This window comes from Aromatoleum sp., from assembly GCF_036675785.1.
Classification (GTDB): domain Bacteria; phylum Pseudomonadota; class Gammaproteobacteria; order Burkholderiales; family Rhodocyclaceae; genus Aromatoleum.
In genome coordinates this window covers 17,352-33,759 of sequence record NZ_JAKFEF010000029.1, presented here as the reverse complement: position 1 = coordinate 33,759, position 16,408 = coordinate 17,352, and the positions used below count along the sequence as shown (strand labels likewise).

Below are 16,408 nucleotides of genomic sequence, written 5' to 3'. Positions count from 1 at the left end.
CGTAGAATCGGCGCTTTTGCCGGCCTTGGAAGGGGCGAATTGTAGCGCGTCCGGATGACGGAGCGCTCGGTCGCCCCGGCCGCTCCTGCTCCCCGGATCTCCGATGACCTTCGCCACCACGTTCCGCCCCTCGCTCGCGCTGATGCTTTTCGCATGGACCGTGGGCGTCCATGCCGCCGAGCTCCCCGGCACGGTGCGCGACGCGCTCGACGCGGCAGCGATCCCCGAAACGAACGTCGCGATCTGGGTGCAGCCGGTCGACGGCGACGCGCCGCCGCTCGCCGCAAACCCTGACCGGCCGATGAATCCGGCATCGGTGATGAAGCTCGTGACCGCGTTCGCCGCGCTCGAACGCTTCGGCCCCGCGCATGCCTGGACGACGCGCGTCACGACGAACGCCACCGTGCACGGCGGCGTGCTCGACGGCGACCTCTTCGTCGTCGGCGGCGGCGACCCGATGCTGACCGACGAGCGGATGTGGAAGCTGCTGCGCCGCATCCAAGCGCTCGGCATCGAGACGGTGCGCGGCGACATCGTGCTCGACGGCTCGGCGCTGCGGCTGCCGCCGCACGACCCGCAGGCGTTCGACGGGCGCGGGCTGCGGCCTTACAACAGCGCCGCGCACGGACTGCTCGTGCATTTCAACACGCTGCAGCTCGCGCTGCTGCCCGCGGCCAGCGCCGGGGAGCCGGTGACGGTCGCCGCAAATCCGCCGCTGCAGGGGCTCGAGATCGACAACCGCATTGCCACCGCCGACGGCGACTGCGGCGTCTGGTACGCGAACCTCGATGCGCGGCTGGAAACGGGCGCGGCCGGAGAGCGCGTCGTGCTGCTCGGCAGCCTGCCGGCGCGCTGCGGCCGGCGCGACTGGAGCGTGTCGCCGTTCGCGCCCGAGCGCTTCGCGGTCGCCGCGGTCGCCGGGCTGTGGGCCGAAACCGGCGGCAAGGTCGAAGGCATCGTCCGACCCGGCTTCGCGCCCGCGGACGCGAAGCCGCTGCTCGAAGAGACTTCGCCGCCGCTCGGCGACGCGCTGCGCGAAATGAACAAATGGTCGAGCAACGTGATCGCGCGCCAGCTGCTCGCATCGCTCGGCGCAGGCCCGGAGGCATCGACGCCCGCGGACGGGGCCGGCGGCGCACCGGCGGATGCTCCCGCCGGCGGGGATGCGAAGCCGGGCGAAGCGGTCGTCCCGGATGAGCCCGCGAGCGTCGCGGCGGCGTCCGATCCGGCTGCGCCGATCGAGACCTATGGCATCCGCTCCGACACCGCGTCGGTCGAAGCGCACGCGATCGACATGGTCGCGGCCGGCGCCGACGCCGCGCACGCGCAGCTCGCCGCGGCGGGCATCGACACGACCGGGCTCGTCATCGCCAACGGCTCCGGGTTGTCACGGATCGAAAGCGTCACCGCGCGCACGCTCGGGGAACTCCTGCTCGCGGCCTGGCGCCGGCCGTACATGCCGGAATTCGTCGCCTCGCTGCCGGTCGCCGGCGTCGACGGCACGGCGCGCGGTCGCCTTGAGGGCAGCCCGGCGAGCGGACATGCGCATGTGAAGACCGGCTACATCAACGGCGTGCGGGCGATCGCCGGCTACGTGCTCGACCGCCACGGCCGCCGCCACGTCGTCGCGATGCTCGTCAATGACCCGCGCGCGGTCGATAGCCGGCCGGCGCTGGACGCGCTGATCGAATGGGTGTGGCAAGGCGCACGTCCATGACATTAGCCTTCCCGCGGCATCGGCATCGTGTGCCGCTGCAGCAGGTTCCACCAGCCGCGGGCGACGCGATAGACGATCCAGATCCCCGCGCCGGCGATCAGCACGAGCGCGAACGGGATGCCGATCAGCGTCAGCGCGAGCATCACGGACGCGACGATCCACAGCAGCGCGAACCAGAACGTGCGGATCTGCCAGCGGAAGTGGCTGTCGAGCCAGGTGCCGCGCACCGCGGCGCGCTTCCAGTAGTTCAGGATCACCGCGACGATCGACGGCACGCTCGCGACGAAGCTGCCGATGATCGTCGCCGAGCCGGCGATGCCGGTGACAACCGCGAACGCGTGCAGGCCGTAGATCAGGTGCGTCAGCGTGACGAGGTTGCCGAGATCGCGCGTCGCGAGCGGCGTCCCGTCGGGGGCATACGAAGGCATTCGACTCTCCTTGCGGGTTGAAGGCTTCCTGCATCGACTCCCGGCGCGCCGGCACGTTCGCCGCTACAGGCCGAGGTCCGCCCACATCGCATCGACGCGCGCCTTGACGTCGGCATCCATGACGATCGGCCGGCCCCACTCGCGCGTCGTCTCGCTCGGCCACTTGTTCGTCGCGTCGAGCCCCATCTTGCTGCCGAGGCTCGCGACGGGGCTCGCGAAGTCGAGGTAGTCGATCGGCGTGTTATCGACCATCACCGTGTCGCGGCTCGCATCGACGCGCGTCGTCAGCGCCCAGATCACTTCCTTCCAGTCGCGGATCGCGACGTCATCATCGACGACGATGATGAACTTCGTGTACATGAACTGCCGCAGGAAGCTCCAGATGCCGAACATCACGCGCTTCGCGTGGCCCGGGTACTGCTTCTTGATGCTGACGACCGCGAGCCGGTACGAGCAGCCTTCGGGCGGCAGGTAGAAATCGACGATCTCGGGAAACTGCTTCTGCAAGAGCGGCACGAACACTTCGTTCAGCGCGAGCCCGAGCATCGCCGGCTCGTCCGGCGGCTTGCCGGTGTAGGTCGAGTGGTAGATCGGGTCGCGCCGCGTCGTCACGCGCTCAACCGTGAACACCGGGAATTCCGAGACTTCGTTGTAGTAGCCGGTGTGGTCGCCGTAAGGGCCTTCGGGCGCGGTGTCGTCCGCGTGGATCACGCCTTCGAGGACGATCTCGGCGGATGCCGGCACCTGCAGGTCGGAGCCGAGGCACTGCACGAGCTCGGTCTTCGCGCCGCGCAAGAGGCCCGCGAACTGGTACTCGGACAGCGTGTCCGGCACCGGCGTCACCGCGCCGAGGATCGTCGCCGGATCGCAGCCGAGCACGACCGCGACCGGGAACGGCTCGCCGGGATGCGCCAACCGGTGCTCGCGAAAATCCAGCGCGCCGCCGCGGTGCGCGAGCCAGCGCATGATCACGCGGTTCGGCCCCAGCACCTGCTGGCGGTAGATGCCGAGGTTCTGGCGCTTCTTGCCCGGGCCGCGCGTGACGACGAGGCCCCACGTGATCAGCGGTGCGACGTCGCCGGGCCAGCAGTGCTGGATCGGCAGCTTCGCGAGATCGACGTCGGCGCCTTCCCAAACGATCTCCTGGCACGGCGCCGAGCGCTGCACCGACGGCGTCATGTTCAGCACCTGGCGGAACACCGGCAGCTTCTCCCACGCGTCCTTGAGCCCCTTCGGCGGCTCGGGCTCCTTCAGGAACGCGAGCAATTTGCCGACTTCGCGCAGCGGCGTCCGCCAGTCGCCGTCCGGCAGATCCTCGCCCATGCCGAGCGCGACGCGCTGCGGCGTGCCGAAGAGGTTCGCGAGCACCGGGATCGATCGCGGGACGCCGCGCGTGAGCGGTTTTTCGAACAGCAGCGCCGGGCCGCCGGCGCGCAGCACGCGGTCGGCGATCTCGGTCATCTCGAGATGCGTATCGACCGGGACGGAAATGCGCTTCAGCTCGCCACGCTGCTCGAGCTGGGCGATGAAGTCGCGGAGGTCGTGGTATTTCATCGGCTGGTCAATCAAAGGGAGAGGGGACTCGGACCGTGCAGTTGCAACCGTCCTGCGAGGCGCCGACTGCGGTCTTCCGGACCGGTGGCGTTACCCGAGCAGGAAAACCGTCGAGATCAGATGTTCGGCGTCAGCGGTGACGATTGATCGCGTCGCGGGTTTCGCGCGCGACCCGCCGGGCATCCGCCGCGTAGCCTTCGCCCGAACCCGCGTAGAGGATCGCGCGCGACGAGTTGATCATCAGCCCCGTGCCGTCGCTGGCGCGGCCGGCCGCGACCGTCGCGGCGATGTCGCCGCCCTGCGCACCGATACCCGGAACGAGCAGCGGCACGTCGCCGACGAGCTCGCGCACGCACGCGATCTCCTTCGGGAAGGTCGCGCCGACGACGAGGCCGCAGTTGCCGCTCGCGTTCCATTCGTCCGCGACGAGCCGCGCAACGCATTCGAACAAGCGCTCGCCGCCGCCGACGTCGAGGAACTGCAGGTCGCTGCCGCCCGGATTCGACGTGCGGCACAGCAGGATCACGCCCTTGTCGCCGTACGCGAGATAAGGCTCGACCGAGTCGCGACCCATGTACGGATTGACCGTGATCGCGTCGGCGCCGAACCGCTCGAACGCCTCGATCGCGTACTGCGTCGCGGTGCTGCCGATATCGCCGCGCTTCGCGTCGAGGATCACCGGAATCCCGGGGTGCTGCGCGTGGATGTGCGTGATCAGCGCTTCGAGCTGGTCCTCGGCGCGGCGGGCCGCGAAATATGCGATCTGCGGCTTGAAGCAGCACACGAGGTCGGCGGTCGCATCGACGATGCCCGTGCAGAATTCGAGGATCGCGTCGGGGCGATGTTCGAGGTGGGCGGGAAACCGTGCGGGGTCGGGGTCGAGGCCGACGCAGAGCAGGCTGTCGTTGCGCTGCCACGCGGCCCGGAGGGCGGTCATGAAATGCATCGGGGCGTCCGGAATTTGTCCGGAGCGAATGATAAGCCGCAAAGCGGTGTCCGGCATTCGCGGCTTGCGAAAGCCTCCCGCGTCGGCCTTCGCCTGCGGTTCACGCCGACCTACCCTGGACGGATCAGTCGGTCCCCGAGCCGTAGGTCGGACCGAGCGAAGCGATGTCCGACGTCCGCGGCGTCCGGAGGGCTTCGGACCGAGGGAGAACAGCTCAGCTTTCGATCTTCAGGATCTTCTTCGCCTTCTCGAGCGTATCGAGCGATTCCTGATGCTTGCCTGCGCTGTGCAGCGATTCGCCTTCGGCGCGCAGCTTCTTCACCTCGGCCATCTGCTCGGCGCTGAGCTGCGGGTTCTTCGACAGCGCTTCGTCGATCTTCTTCATCTCGGCAGGACAGTGGAACGCGAGCGCCGCGCCGGACAACGCCATCGCGATCAGGCCCGCAATCAGGCTCTTCTTCATGTCTGTCTCCTTGGGTGCGCGGCGAGCCGCAGCTGAAGCGACCGACGTGGCGCGGTCGGTTCAGCCTAGCTCACGCGGCCGGAAACGCAACGTAGTCGGCGACGAGCGCGACGAACAGCGCGAAGCCGACCCAGTTGTTGTGCAGGAAAGCCTTGAAGCACGGCGCGCGTTCGCGGCCGCGGATCAGCAGGTAGTGGTACACCGCGATGCCGGCGGCGACCGCGATGCCGGCGAAGAAATACGCGCCGCGGCCCGCTTCGAGGCCGACGAGCGCGATCAGGCCGAACGCGGCGGCATAGCACAGCATCACCGCCGCGACATCGAAGCGGCCGAACGTGATCGCCGACGTCTTGATGCCGATCTTCAGGTCGTCCGGCCGGTCGACCATCGCGTACTCGGTGTCGTACGCGACCGCCCAGAACACGTTCGCGAGCAGCAGCAGCCACGCGACCGCCGGCACTTCGCCCTGCACCGCCGCGAAGCCCATCGGGATGCCGAAGCCGAACGCGATGCCGAGGTAGGCCTGCGGAATCGCGAAGAAGCGCTTCATGAACGGATAGCTCGCGGCGAGGAACAGCGCCGGCACCGACAGCCACATCACGAGCGAGTCGAGCGGCAGGATCAGCACGAACGACACCGCGGCGAGGCCCGACGCGAGCATCAGCGCCTCGCGCACGCTGACCGCGCGCGTCACGAGCGGCCGCTGCTTCGTGCGCTCGACGTGGCCGTCGAAATCCCGGTCGGCGTAGTCGTTGATCACGCAGCCGGCCGAACGCATCAGCACGGTGCCGAGCACAAAGATCACGAGGACGTCGAGCGGCGGCACGCCGTCGGCCGCGAGCCACAGCGCCCACAGCGTCGGCCACAGCAGCAGCAGGATGCCGATCGGCTTGTCGAGGCGCATCAGGCGCAGGTACAGCGGCAGGCGGGTCGACAGGGCGGCGGACGGATTCATGTCGGCAACTCCAGAATCGGGAGCAGGAACAGCTCGCTGACGAGCAACGCGCGACCGCGCAGCCGGAAAAGCGAACGGCGTGCCCACACCGCGCGGGGCAGGCGGGGCGAGACGGCGAGCGCGCGATGATAGCGCGCATCGCGCCGGTCGAGGCGCGCGCACGCGAGCGCGCCGCGGCGGATCGCCGGATCGGCGAACAGCGCCGCCCCGAGCGGCCGGGCGCCGAGGCCGTGAAAGAGGTTCCAGGCGCCGCGCACGTTGCGCCGCGGCAGGATGCTGCGCGCGAACACGACCGGCACGCCGTCGGCGACGAGCAGCACTTCGCGCAGCCACGCGAGTTCGCCTTGCCGCAGCCCGAGCAGCGCGGCTTCGTCCGCGTGCGGCACCGCGAGGTGCTGTTCGAGGACGACGAGCGAGAACGCCGCGCAGCGGCGCCGCACGCGCGCAGTCAGCGAGCCGGGATCGGTCAGCCAGGGACGGAGTTTCCGAGGAACGGTTGCGCGCGGCGGGCGCGTCAGCCAGATTTCGCGGTGAGGTCGGGTGCGCATCGTTGGACTTTCGGGACGGGGCGCATGATACCGGGACCGGAAGCGGAGCCCCAAGCCGGACCGCCGACGCGCTACGCGCGCAGCAGCCCTTCGCGCCCGCCGAGCCAGCGGTCCATCAGCCGGTCCGCGGCCGCCGGCGCGTCCTTCAGCATGCGTTCGGCGAGCGCGCGCGCCGGTTCGAGCAGATCCGCGTCGCGTTCGAGGTCGGCGTAGCGCAGCAGCGGGACGCCGCTCTGGCGCGCGCCGACGAATTCGCCCGGCCCGCGGATGCGCAGATCCTCTCGCGCGATCGCGAAGCCGTCGGTGTGCTCGAAGATCACCTTGAGCCGCGCGCGTCCGTTCTCCGACAGCGGCTTCGCGTACAGCAGCACGCACACCGACTCCGCGGTACCGCGCCCGACGCGGCCGCGCAGCTGGTGCAGTTGCGCGAGGCCGAAGCGCTCGGCGTGCTCGATGACCATCAGGCTCGCGTTCGGCACGTCGACGCCGACCTCGATCACCGTCGTCGCGACGAGCACGTGCAGCGCGCCGGCGGCGAACGCGGCCATCGTCGCCGACTTCTCGTCGGCCTTCAGGCGGCCGTGGACGAGGCCGACCTTCAAGCCGGGCAGCGCGGCCGACAGCGTTTCGAACGTCTCGATCGCCGTCTGCAGTTGCAGCGCCTCGGACTCCTCGATCAGCGGGCACACCCAGTACGCCTGCCGGCCCGCGGCGCACGCCTCCCGCACGCGGGCGACGACTTCGTCGCGGCGCGCGTCGGTCACGAGCTTCGTGACGATCGGCGAACGCCCCGGCGGCAGTTCGTCGAGCACGGTGACGTCGAGGTCGGCGTAGTAGCTCATCGCGAGCGTGCGCGGGATCGGCGTCGCGGACATCATCAGCATGTGCGGATGCAGGCCGAGGGTGCCCTTCTCGCGCAGCGCGAGGCGCTGGCGCACGCCGAAGCGATGCTGCTCGTCGACGATCGCGAGGCCGAGCCGCGGAAACGCGACCGGGTCCTCGATCAGCGCGTGCGTGCCGACCGCGAGCAGCACGCCGCCGCCCGCGAGGCGCGCGAGTTCGGCATCGCGCTCGCGTTTCTTGCGGCTGCCGGACAGCCACGCGACGTCGACGCCGAGCGGATCGAGCCACGCGGCGAGCTTCTTCCAGTGCTGCTCGGCGAGGATCTCGGTCGGGGCCATCAGCACCGCCTGCATGCCGTTCTCGGCCGCCTGCAGCATCGCGAGCGCGGCAACGACGGTCTTGCCGCTGCCGACGTCGCCCTGCAAGAGCCGCTGCATCGGGTGCGGCGCGGCGAGGTCGCCCGCGATCTCGCCGACCGCGCGCGCCTGCGCGCCGGTCAGCGCGAACGGCAGCTGCGCGAGCAGCGCGTCGGTGAGCCGCCCGGTGCGATGCAGCGCCGGCGCGCGCCGCGTGCGCCGCGCGTTGTAGGCACGCCGCAGCGACAGTTGCTGGACGAGCAGCTCCTCGAATTTCATCCGCCGCCACGCCGGATGTTCGCGGTCTTCGAGCGACGCCGCGTCGGCGTCGGGTGGCGGGTGATGCAAGGCCGACAGCGCGTCGGCGAACGCCGGCAGCCCGAGCGCCGCAAGCAGGTCGTCCGGGAGGTGCTCGTCGGGCGGAACGGTCGCGAGCGCGCGGCCGACGAGCTTCCTCAGCGCCGACTGCGCGAGTCCGGCGGTCGTCGGATAGACCGGCGTCAGCCCGTCCGGCAGCGGCTCGCCTTCGGCGACGGGATGCACGCGCGGATGGACCATCTCGTCGCCGAAGAAGCCGCCACGCACCGGGCCGAAGAGGCGCACGCGCCGGCCAATCGCGAGCTGTTTCTGTTGCGACGGGTAGAAATTGAGCCAGCGCGCGACAAGCGTGCCGGACGCGTCGCGGATGCGCGCGACGAGCTGGCGGCGCGGGCGCAGCGTGATTTCGCACGACTCGACGACGCCCTCGATCTGCGCGTCGGCGCCGTTGCGCGCGGCGGCGATCGGCGTCAGCCGCGTCTCGTCCTCGTAGCGCAGCGGCAGGTGCAGGACGAGGTCCTGCGGCCTGCGGAGGTCGAGCTTCGCGAGCTGCGCCGCGAGTTGCGGGCCGACACCGGGCCAGCCGCCCGGCGTTCGGCCTTTGTCCGCAGGAGGCGGGCTTTCGCGCTTCAGCCGAGCACCAGGATCGCGTCGGCTTCGACGAGCGCCCCCTTCGGCAGCTCCTTGACGCCGACCGCCGCGCGCGCCGGGTACGGCTCGGGGAAATAGCGCGCCATGATCTCGTTGACCTTCGCGAAGTTCGCGAGGTCGGTCAGGTAGATCGTCAGGCGCACCGCGTCGGTCAGCGCGCCGCCGGCCGCCTCGGCGACCGCCTTCAGGTTTTCGAACACGCGCACGGTCTGCGCCTCGAAGCCTTCGACGAGTTGCAGCGTCGCCGGGTCGAGCCCGATCTGGCCCGAGCAATAGACCGTGTTGCCGGTTTTCACCGCCTGCGAATAGGTGCCGATCGCGGCGGGGGCGTTCGGGGTCGATACGATGCTGCGGCTCATGGTCGTTCTCCTTGATCGGGTTGGGGCAGGCGCCGGAAAATGAAGGCCGATTGTAAAGCACCGCGAACGGAGGCCACACCATGAGCACCCCGATGATCGCGAACCTCGAAAAACTCCTCGACGGCCCGCGCGACGGCGCGCTGCTGCGCTTCTCGCTCGGCAACGCGTGGGTCGCGGTCGATGCCGGGAAGGCTGCCGCGTATTACCGCGACGCAGTCACGCGCGACCCGACATACTCGGCGGCGTGGAAGGGGCTCGGCAAGGCGCTCGCGGCCGCAGGCCGCCCGGCGGAAGCGGTCGCGGCGTACCGCGAAGGCATCGCCGTCGCCGAGCAGCGCGGCAACGTCCAGGCGGCGAAGGAGATGAAAGTCTTCCTGCGCCGCGCCGAGAAGTCGCTCGCCGCGCCGGACGGCGGGGCGCCCGCGTAAAGGCGGCGAAGCCGCGTGGCCGTCAGCCCGCCGCGCGCAGCGTGATGTCGCAGCCGAGCTTGTTGATGACCTTCTGCAGCCCGCGCCGCGCGGCGACGTTGATGACGAGCGGCGCCATGAAGTTCGCGCGCAGGCCGGCGGTTTCCGGTGAATTGTCGGTCCCGTCCTTGTGCACGATGATCGCGACGAGCGCGTCGGCCGGCGTCGACAGCTGCAGGATCGCGGCCTCTTCGTCATCGAGTTCGAACTCGTAGTTCACGCCGAGGTTCTCGGGGCCGGTCACCGAAAACGCGACCGACGGATCGTCGGCGCTTTGCAGCAGGAAGACGGTCGGCGCCTTCCCTTCCTCATGCACCAGCGCGAAGCGCTTGCACTGCTCGAAGCCGGGCAGCCCGGCCGGGAAATCGATGACCTTGTCTTCCGACACCTCGACGATGCCGAACATCGGGCTTTCAATTTTCATGAAACGCTCCTTGGATGAATGGGTTTGAGCCGCGACGGAGTACCGTCACGGCTTGCGCGGTGGAACGATGATGCCTTCGAGCTTACGTTCGCGACGCAGCCTTTCCGCCGCGGCTTTCGCCGCCTGCCGATCCGAAAACGGGCCGAGCACGACGCGGCTCTGCAGGTGCGCGGGATAAGCCTGCGCGGCGAGCTCGCGGCTCAGGGTTTCGGCATTGTCCGGATCACCGAAGACGCCGAGCTGGACGACGTATCCCCGCGCGAGCGCGCGAGCGGAGGCCGCAGGCGGTGCGGGCGGGACGGAGGGCGCAGCCGACGGCGCAGCACCCGCAGGCTGTCCGGCGACGACGGGAAGTGCTGACGCCACCGTTCCGGCTTCCGGCGCGGGACCGGCGTCCGCGACGTCCGAATGCGACGCCGGCGCGCTGGCCGCGCCCGGCGCTGCTTCGAGCTGCGCCGATGCCTCATCCGCTGCCGCGGTGTCAGGCTCGACCACTACCGGCGACGGGTCATCGGCGACGCCTTCCTCCGAATCACCCGCGACGGACACCGGGACGCTCGCCGTTCCGGCCGGATCGCCGCCGGCGGCGGATTCCCGTCCCGCATCTGCGGTGCTCGCGCCGGGCGCGACCGTCGCGGCCGGCGGCGGCGCGTCCTCTTCGCTGACGAGCAGCCCGACGCCGAGCAGCACGATCGCGACGCCGGCGAGCGCCGCGCGGCGGAGCAACACCTTGCGCGATGGGGCTTGCGCTGCCGCCGAGGTCCGCGGGCGCGGATTCGCCTTGGAGACAACCTCCCGCTCCGATCCCGTGCCGCGACGCATGGCGCGCGCCGCCGTCCCGTCCTGCAAGCCGGCAACATCCGTCGGCCGTTGCGGGGTATCGCGCACGACGCCGCGCTCGGGGCTGGAATTCGCCGGACGGAGCGGATCGTCGCCGGCTTCGGCGACGCTCGCATAGAGGCTCGACACCCGGTCCGTGCCCGTCACCGCCGCTCTCCCGCATCACCCGCGTCGCGTTGCGCTAGCGCGCGCACCAGCGCCGCTTCGGCGACCGTGATGCCGCAACGCTCGGCGATCGTCTCGACGTCGAGACCGCGCCGCGCGAACACGAGCGCTTCGTCGTACTCCGGCGACGCGCGCTTCACCCCCGCGCCGGCCCCGACCTGTTCCTGATGCGCGCGCAGGCGCGCGGCGAGCTCGGCGATTTCCTTGCGCTGTTCGCCGAGTTCCGCGCGCAACTGCGCGACGTCGCGGCGCAATTGCTGGGTTTCGAGTTCGAGCTGGAAACCGTCGCCCGAGGCCTGATCCGCGCCGGGCGCAAACTCCGGTGACGCTCCCTCGCCCTCGCCGGCTTCGGGCAGCTCCGCGGGCGCGCCGCGCGCCGGTCGCCGCGCCCGTCCTGCCGCTTTCGCAGCGGCTGGCGGCGATGGCGGCTTCGCCGGTTCCGCGGCGCCGATTTTCAACACCCGGTACAACTGCACCGCGACGTAGACCGCCAGCAGCGCGATCACCAACCACAGGATTTCGCGCACGCCCATCCGTCAGCCCGCCGCCTTCGTCAGCGCGCGGTCGAGAATCCGGACGACGGGGTCGGGCTGCGGGCCGGCGTGCAGGCACGGCGAGGCGAGGCCATAGCGAGGGTCGGGCATGACGGGGAAACGGGCGGGGCGGAAAGCCGCGGCGGTTGGAATGTCGCGGATAATACTGGCCCCCTGTTCACGCGACAAACATCGCGACAAACGCCGATGCCGCCCGATCTCGCGCCGCTGCTGTTCTGGCTGAAAAAGCTCGTCTCCGCATTCTTGCAGCCGCCGCTCGCGCCGCTGCTGCTGATCGCGCTCGGCCTCGTCATCGCGTCACGGCGGCGGCGCGCCGGACTCGCGCTGGCGTGGATCGGACTCGCGACCGCGCTGTTCCTCGTCTGGCCGGCGAGCGTCGGCTGGATGCTTGCCGGACTCGAAGCCGATCCGCCGCTCGCCGCGACCGCGGCGCGCAGCGCCGACGCGATCGTCATCGTCGGCGCCGGCAAGCGCCGCTTCGCGCCCGAGTTCGGCGGCGAGACCGTCAACCGGCTCGCGCTCGAACGCCTGCGCTACGGCGCGCGGCTCGCGCGCGACACCGGCCTGCCGGTGCTCGTCAGCGGCGGCGCACCGACCGGCGAACTGCCCGAGGCCGAGCTGATGAAGCGCACGCTCGAAACCGACTTCGGCGTGCCGGTGCGCTGGGCCGAGACCGGCTCGCTCGACACGCGGCAGAACGCCGAGTTCTCCGCGCCGATGTTGAAGGCCGCCGGCGCGCGGCGGGTCCTGCTCGTCACGCACGCGGCGCACATGCCGCGCACGCGCGCCGAATTCGAAGCGCAGGGCATCGAAGTCGTCGCCGCGCCGACCGCGTGGCTCGGCAGACTCGACACCAGCGACCAGGTGCTGACCGCGCTGCCGAGCGCCTCGTCGGCCTACGCCGGCTGGTACGCGGTCCACGAGTGGCTCGGGCTGCTCGCCGCGCGGCTGACACGCTGACACGCTGACACGCTGACACGCTGACACGCTGACACGCTGACACGCTGACACGCGAGATCGTGCCGGCCGCCGTGGGTATTCGGCGCGGCGACGACGTCTATGATCAGGTGGAGGCGGGCTTCGCGAGGCCGCGGGCGCGCGGGCATGTGTTCCGACCGGGGCGGCACCGCCGGCCACGATCGGACGCCGACCGCGTAGGTGCTGCGCCACAACGAGTTGTCGGGACGCCGGGAAATGAAATGGTTCGGCGCGTCGCGGTGACCTGCGGCCACAACGCAGCGCTGGCTCAGTCGCGCGGGTGTCTCGCGGCGTGCCGGCGTCTATGATCACCTCAAGGCCGGCGGCGAACGCCGGCCGGACAGACGAGCGCAGTCGCGCCCCGCTTCCCGCCGACCCCGGCGACGACGCGGACCGGCGCCCGCGCGCGGGACAACCGACTCCAGGAGAGAACAATGAGCGCCGCATTGAGCGAAGAAGGACGCAACCTGCTGTTCCGCGAAGCACGCACGCATAACGTCTGGCTCGACAGGCCGGTCAGCGACGAGACGCTGCTCGAGCTGTACGACCTGATGAAATGGGGTCCGACGAGCGCGAACTGCTGCCCGGCGCGCATCCTGTTCCTGCGCACGCCCGAGGCGAAGAACCGGCTGATCCCCGCGCTCGCACCGGGCAACGTCGAGAAGACGCTGCACGCGCCGGTGACCGCGATCATCGGCTACGACGGGAAGTTCTACGAGCTGCTGCCGAAGCTCTTCCCGCACGCGGACGCGCGGTCGTGGTTCGCCGACACGCCGGAGCTCGCGGAGACGACCGCGAAGCGCAACAGCTCGTTGCAAGGCGCCTACTTCATCATGGCCGCGCGCGCGGTCGGCCTCGACTGCGGGCCGATGTCGGGCTTCGACCAGGCGAAGGTCGACCACGAATTCTTCCCGGCGCCCCGACACACGGTCGAAGGCGGCGAGTTCAACCAGGAGTACTTCCCCGACAGCCACGTGAAGACGAACTTCCTGTGCAACCTCGGCTACGGCGACTCGGCGAAGCTCTTCCCGCGCAGCCCGAGGCTCGACTTCGACGAGGCGTGCAAGCTGCTCTGAGCACCGAGCCCGGCGGCGGAAGCGGGCCGCCGCAGCGTCGCCCGGCCCGCGCGTCCGGCCTCTTCCCGGGACGTCTGCGGCGGCGTCAGCCCTGCCGCCCGCGCACCAGCGCGGCCGTGATCTCGGCGACGTGCCGGCCCTGGAATTTCGCCATCCCGAGTTCGAGTTCGCTCGGCATGCGGCTGCCGTCGCCGCCGGCGATCGTCGCGGCGCCGTACGGCGAACCGCCGAGGATCTGATCCATCTGCATCTGGCGCTGCTCGCTGTAAGGCAGGCCGACGAGGATCAGGCCCTGGTGCAGCAGCGTGATGTGCGTCGACAGCACCGTGCTCTCCTGACCGCCGTGCTGCGTCGCGGTGCTCGTGAATACGCTGCCGACCTTGCCGACAAGGCTGCCTTTCAGCCACAGCCCGCCGGTCTGGTCGAGGAAGTTGCGCATCTGCGCGCACATGTTGCCGAAGCGCGTCGGCGTGCCGAAGATGAGCGCGTCCGCATCCGGCAGGTGCTCGACCTTCGCGATCGGGACATGCGCGAACGCCTGCTGCGCCGCTTTCGCGCCGGACTTCTCGAGCACCTCATCGGGCACGAGCTCCGGCACGCGGAACACGCCGACCTCGGCGCCGGCGACGCTTCGCGCCCCCTCGGCGACCGCCTCGGCCATGCAATGGATGTGGCCGTACATGCTGTAGAAAATCACCTGTACCTTCATGCCATGGCTCTCCACTCGATGCAGTCGGAATGTGCCGGGCGGCGCGGCCGATAGGGCAGCCTAGTCAACGGGCTCCGCACCTTCAACCGCCGGCGCCCGGCCGGGGGGATGAGTGCCGGCGCGCAGCGTCGACGCGGGTCTTCTATAACGACTAGCAGGAGCGCGGCAATGCGGATCGGCCGCGTCGCCGGGCGCCGGGGTGCAGCGACATTTCGGGGAGCATTGATGAGCGAGAACGTGCAGTCGGGAAGGCCCGATGAGGCCGCAGTCGAGACCACGGTCGTTCCGCGGACGAGCGACCTCGGCGGCGGCTTCAAGGTGATGCGCGCGCTGCCCGCCGCGCAGCGGCGCATGGTCGGGCCGTTCGTGTTCCTCGACCAGATGGGCCCGGTGCAGCTCGCGGCCGGCGACGGGCTCGACGTGCGCCCGCACCCGCACATCGGGCTCGCGACGGTGACCTACCTCTTCGACGGCGAAATCCTGCACCGCGACAGCCTCGGCAGCGTGCAGCCGATCCGCAGCGGCGAACTGAACTGGATGCACGCGGGCAAGGGCATCGCGCATTCCGAACGGACGCCGCCCGCGCTGCGGCCGGCCGGACCGCATGTCGCCGGCCTGCAGGCGTGGGTCGGCCTGCCAGCGCGCGACGAGGAGAGCGAGCCGGCGTTCGTGCACCACGGCGCGGCCGAACTGCCGGTCCTCGACGAACCCGGCGTCGGCATCCGCGTGATCGCCGGCAGCGCGTTCGGCGCGCAGTCGCCGGTCGCGACGCGCTCGCCGCTGTTCTACGCCGACGTCACGCTCGTTCCGCCGGCCCGCCTGCAAGTGCCGCCGGAGCATGAGGAGCGCGCGGCGTATCTCGTCAGCGGCGCGGTCGAGATCGACGGCGTCGCCCATCCGGCCGGGCGCCTGCTCGTGTTCCGCCGCGGCGCCGACGTCGTCCTCACCGCGACGACCGCGACGCGGCTGATGCTGCTCGGCGGCGAACCGCTCGACGGTCCGCGGCATGTCTGGTGGAACTTCGTGTCGAGTTCGCGCGAACGGATCGAGCAGGCGAAGGCCGACTGGCAGGCCGGACGCTTCGCGCCGGTGCCCGGCGAGACCGAGTTCATCCCGCTGCCGGAAAATCGCCCGCCGCCGGTCCAGTACCCGTGAGCGCGTGCGCGCCGGGCGGTCCGGGCACGCGCGAGCCCGGCGCGCCGAATCGACGCCTCATCGACGTCGGGACTGTCGAAGGAGACGAAACATGAACAAGTATGCGGCGGAGTTGTTCGGAACTTTCTGGCTCGTCCTCGGGGGCTGCGGAAGCGCGGTGCTCGCGGCAGCCTTTCCCGACGTGGGGATCGGCCTGCTCGGGGTGTCACTCGCCTTCGGCCTGACCGTCCTCACGATGGCCTACGCCATCGGGCACATCTCCGGCTGCCACCTCAATCCGGCCGTTTCGATCGGACTCTGGGCCGGCGGCCGCTTCCCCGCGAATCAGTTGCTGCCCTATATCGCCGCGCAGGTCGTCGGCGGCATCCTCGCGGGCGGCGTGCTCTATCTCATCGCCAGCGGCAAGGCCGGCTTCGACGTGGCGGCCGGTTTCGCCGCAAACGGTTACGGCCCCCACTCGCCCGGCAAGTACTCGCTCCAGGCAGCCGTGATCTGCGAAGTCGTCATGACGATGATGTTCCTGATCATCATCCTCGGCGCGACCGACCGACGCGCCCCGCAAGGTCTCGCGCCGCTGGCCATCGGCCTCGGCCTGACCCTGATCCACCTGATCAGCATTCCGGTGACGAACACCTCGGTGAACCCGGCGCGCAGCACGGGCGTCGCGCTCTACGTCGGCGACTGGGCGACGGCGCAGCTGTGGCTATTCTGGCTCGCGCCGATTTTCGGCGCCATGATCGGCGCCGCGATCTACCGTTTCGTCATCAGCGGCGAGCCGTCGTAGGCGACGTCCAAACCCGACGCGACCGCCGCCGGCGGCGACGCGGGCTGACGGTCGCACGGGGCGAGCGGCTGCGCGATATGGCTGAGCGGCTGCTCGTCGGCGCGCGAGTACCCGAGCG

At 70.6% G+C, this 16,408-nt stretch carries 18 protein-coding genes; 6 read left to right on the top strand and 12 right to left on the bottom strand.

The genetic code is table 11. The annotated features are described in order from the left end of the window. Positions 1 to 103 precede the first annotated feature (103 nt). The gene (locus tag V6M37_RS08280) at positions 104 to 1,717 is read left to right on the top strand and encodes a D-alanyl-D-alanine carboxypeptidase/D-alanyl-D-alanine-endopeptidase (protein WP_332672225.1); all 1,614 of its coding nucleotides are present in this window, start codon (positions 104 to 106) and stop codon (positions 1,715 to 1,717) included. Between the two features lie 2 nt (positions 1,718 to 1,719). On the opposite strand, the gene V6M37_RS08275 is transcribed toward V6M37_RS08280, so the two are convergent. The 8 genes from V6M37_RS08275 to V6M37_RS08240 all read right to left on the bottom strand — a co-directional run bounded on the left by V6M37_RS08275 (position 1,720) and on the right by V6M37_RS08240 (position 9,138). Next, entirely contained in the window at positions 1,720 to 2,145 is a 426-nt protein-coding gene (locus tag V6M37_RS08275; protein WP_332672223.1) for a DUF4870 family protein, read from the bottom strand. Between the two features lie 63 nt (positions 2,146 to 2,208). Next, positions 2,209 to 3,699 (bottom strand): 4-hydroxy-3-polyprenylbenzoate decarboxylase, encoded by a 1,491-nt coding sequence (gene ubiD / locus V6M37_RS08270; protein WP_332672221.1) that lies wholly within the window; start codon positions 3,697 to 3,699, stop codon positions 2,209 to 2,211. A gap of 130 nt (positions 3,700 to 3,829) precedes the next feature. Beyond that, on the bottom strand, positions 3,830 to 4,645 hold the full coding sequence (gene pyrF, locus V6M37_RS08265) for an orotidine-5'-phosphate decarboxylase (protein ID WP_332672219.1): 816 nt from the start codon (positions 4,643 to 4,645) through the stop codon (positions 3,830 to 3,832). A gap of 214 nt (positions 4,646 to 4,859) precedes the next feature. Further along, positions 4,860 to 5,108 carry a hypothetical protein gene (locus V6M37_RS08260; protein WP_332672217.1) on the bottom strand — a complete coding sequence of 83 codons (249 nt, stop codon included), beginning with the start codon at positions 5,106 to 5,108 and terminating at the stop codon, positions 4,860 to 4,862. 70 nt (positions 5,109 to 5,178) lie between these two features. Continuing rightward, entirely contained in the window at positions 5,179 to 6,063 is an 885-nt protein-coding gene (gene ubiA / locus V6M37_RS08255) for a 4-hydroxybenzoate octaprenyltransferase (RefSeq protein ID WP_332672216.1), read from the bottom strand. Next, positions 6,060 to 6,611, bottom strand: a complete 552-nt coding sequence (locus V6M37_RS08250) for a chorismate--pyruvate lyase family protein (RefSeq protein WP_332672214.1) — start codon at positions 6,609 to 6,611, stop codon at positions 6,060 to 6,062. The genes ubiA and V6M37_RS08250 overlap by 4 nt, the downstream gene beginning before the upstream one ends. A gap of 71 nt (positions 6,612 to 6,682) precedes the next feature. Further along, complete coding sequence (gene recG, locus V6M37_RS08245) at positions 6,683 to 8,761, bottom strand: ATP-dependent DNA helicase RecG (RefSeq protein WP_332672319.1); 2,079 nt, start codon at positions 8,759 to 8,761, stop codon at positions 6,683 to 6,685. After that, positions 8,758 to 9,138 (bottom strand): RidA family protein, encoded by a 381-nt coding sequence (locus V6M37_RS08240; RefSeq protein WP_332672213.1) that lies wholly within the window; start codon positions 9,136 to 9,138, stop codon positions 8,758 to 8,760. Before V6M37_RS08240 ends, recG begins: the two co-directional genes overlap by 4 nt. Positions 9,139 to 9,218: 80 nt before the next feature. Here V6M37_RS08240 and V6M37_RS08235 point away from each other — a divergent pair, with 80 nt between their 5' ends. Then, positions 9,219 to 9,566 carry a tetratricopeptide repeat protein gene (locus tag V6M37_RS08235; RefSeq protein ID WP_332672211.1) on the top strand — a complete coding sequence of 116 codons (348 nt, stop codon included), beginning with the start codon at positions 9,219 to 9,221 and terminating at the stop codon, positions 9,564 to 9,566. Between the two features lie 22 nt (positions 9,567 to 9,588). On the opposite strand, the gene fliW is transcribed toward V6M37_RS08235, so the two are convergent. The 3 genes from fliW to V6M37_RS08220 are packed head-to-tail and all read right to left on the bottom strand — an operon-like array spanning position 9,589 to position 11,567. Beyond that, on the bottom strand, positions 9,589 to 10,029 hold the full coding sequence (fliW, locus tag V6M37_RS08230) for a flagellar assembly protein FliW (protein ID WP_332672209.1): 441 nt from the start codon (positions 10,027 to 10,029) through the stop codon (positions 9,589 to 9,591). A gap of 45 nt (positions 10,030 to 10,074) precedes the next feature. Beyond that, positions 10,075 to 11,016: an SPOR domain-containing protein gene (locus V6M37_RS08225; RefSeq protein ID WP_332672208.1), complete on the bottom strand. Its 942-nt coding sequence runs from the start codon at positions 11,014 to 11,016 to the stop codon at positions 10,075 to 10,077. Continuing rightward, on the bottom strand, positions 11,013 to 11,567 hold the full coding sequence (locus V6M37_RS08220; RefSeq protein WP_332672207.1) for a DUF2802 domain-containing protein: 555 nt from the start codon (positions 11,565 to 11,567) through the stop codon (positions 11,013 to 11,015). Before V6M37_RS08220 ends, V6M37_RS08225 begins: the two co-directional genes overlap by 4 nt. Before the next feature lie 207 nt (positions 11,568 to 11,774). On the opposite strand from V6M37_RS08220, the gene V6M37_RS08215 reads away from it, so the two are divergent. Continuing rightward, positions 11,775 to 12,548 carry a YdcF family protein gene (locus V6M37_RS08215; RefSeq protein ID WP_332672205.1) on the top strand — a complete coding sequence of 258 codons (774 nt, stop codon included), beginning with the start codon at positions 11,775 to 11,777 and terminating at the stop codon, positions 12,546 to 12,548. A 452-nt stretch (positions 12,549 to 13,000) separates the two neighbouring features. Next, positions 13,001 to 13,642: a malonic semialdehyde reductase gene (locus V6M37_RS08210; protein ID WP_332672203.1), complete on the top strand. Its 642-nt coding sequence runs from the start codon at positions 13,001 to 13,003 to the stop codon at positions 13,640 to 13,642. Between the two features lie 85 nt (positions 13,643 to 13,727). Here the strand turns inward: V6M37_RS08210 and wrbA are convergent, their stop codons facing one another. Next, on the bottom strand, positions 13,728 to 14,351 hold the full coding sequence (gene wrbA / locus V6M37_RS08205) for an NAD(P)H:quinone oxidoreductase (RefSeq protein WP_332672201.1): 624 nt from the start codon (positions 14,349 to 14,351) through the stop codon (positions 13,728 to 13,730). 225 nt (positions 14,352 to 14,576) lie between these two features. Between wrbA and V6M37_RS08200 the strand changes: the two genes are divergently transcribed. Further along, on the top strand, positions 14,577 to 15,506 hold the full coding sequence (locus V6M37_RS08200) for a pirin family protein (RefSeq protein ID WP_332672199.1): 930 nt from the start codon (positions 14,577 to 14,579) through the stop codon (positions 15,504 to 15,506). Positions 15,507 to 15,597: 91 nt separating this feature from the next. Further along, the gene (gene aqpZ, locus V6M37_RS08195; protein WP_332672197.1) at positions 15,598 to 16,290 is read left to right on the top strand and encodes an aquaporin Z; all 693 of its coding nucleotides are present in this window, start codon (positions 15,598 to 15,600) and stop codon (positions 16,288 to 16,290) included. Positions 16,291 to 16,408 lie beyond the last annotated feature (118 nt).

Excerpts from the sequence above, each read along its gene's own strand:
- V6M37_RS08280 (WP_332672225.1), top strand. The coding sequence starts at position 104 with ATGACCTTCGCCACCACGTTCCGCCCCTCGCTCGCGCTGATGCTTTTC.
- V6M37_RS08275 (WP_332672223.1), bottom strand. The coding sequence starts at position 2,145 with ATGCCTTCGTATGCCCCCGACGGGACGCCGCTCGCGACGCGCGATCTC.
- ubiD (WP_332672221.1), bottom strand. The coding sequence starts at position 3,699 with ATGAAATACCACGACCTCCGCGACTTCATCGCCCAGCTCGAGCAGCGT.
- pyrF (WP_332672219.1), bottom strand. The coding sequence starts at position 4,645 with ATGCATTTCATGACCGCCCTCCGGGCCGCGTGGCAGCGCAACGACAGC.
- V6M37_RS08260 (WP_332672217.1), bottom strand. The coding sequence starts at position 5,108 with ATGAAGAAGAGCCTGATTGCGGGCCTGATCGCGATGGCGTTGTCCGGC.
- ubiA (WP_332672216.1), bottom strand. The coding sequence starts at position 6,063 with ATGAATCCGTCCGCCGCCCTGTCGACCCGCCTGCCGCTGTACCTGCGC.
- V6M37_RS08250 (WP_332672214.1), bottom strand. The coding sequence starts at position 6,611 with ATGCGCACCCGACCTCACCGCGAAATCTGGCTGACGCGCCCGCCGCGC.
- V6M37_RS08240 (WP_332672213.1), bottom strand. The coding sequence starts at position 9,138 with ATGAGCCGCAGCATCGTATCGACCCCGAACGCCCCCGCCGCGATCGGC.
- V6M37_RS08235 (WP_332672211.1), top strand. The coding sequence starts at position 9,219 with ATGAGCACCCCGATGATCGCGAACCTCGAAAAACTCCTCGACGGCCCG.
- fliW (WP_332672209.1), bottom strand. The coding sequence starts at position 10,029 with ATGAAAATTGAAAGCCCGATGTTCGGCATCGTCGAGGTGTCGGAAGAC.
- V6M37_RS08220 (WP_332672207.1), bottom strand. The coding sequence starts at position 11,567 with ATGGGCGTGCGCGAAATCCTGTGGTTGGTGATCGCGCTGCTGGCGGTC.
- V6M37_RS08215 (WP_332672205.1), top strand. The coding sequence starts at position 11,775 with ATGCCGCCCGATCTCGCGCCGCTGCTGTTCTGGCTGAAAAAGCTCGTC.
- V6M37_RS08210 (WP_332672203.1), top strand. The coding sequence starts at position 13,001 with ATGAGCGCCGCATTGAGCGAAGAAGGACGCAACCTGCTGTTCCGCGAA.
- wrbA (WP_332672201.1), bottom strand. The coding sequence starts at position 14,351 with ATGAAGGTACAGGTGATTTTCTACAGCATGTACGGCCACATCCATTGC.
- V6M37_RS08200 (WP_332672199.1), top strand. The coding sequence starts at position 14,577 with ATGAGCGAGAACGTGCAGTCGGGAAGGCCCGATGAGGCCGCAGTCGAG.
- aqpZ (WP_332672197.1), top strand. The coding sequence starts at position 15,598 with ATGAACAAGTATGCGGCGGAGTTGTTCGGAACTTTCTGGCTCGTCCTC.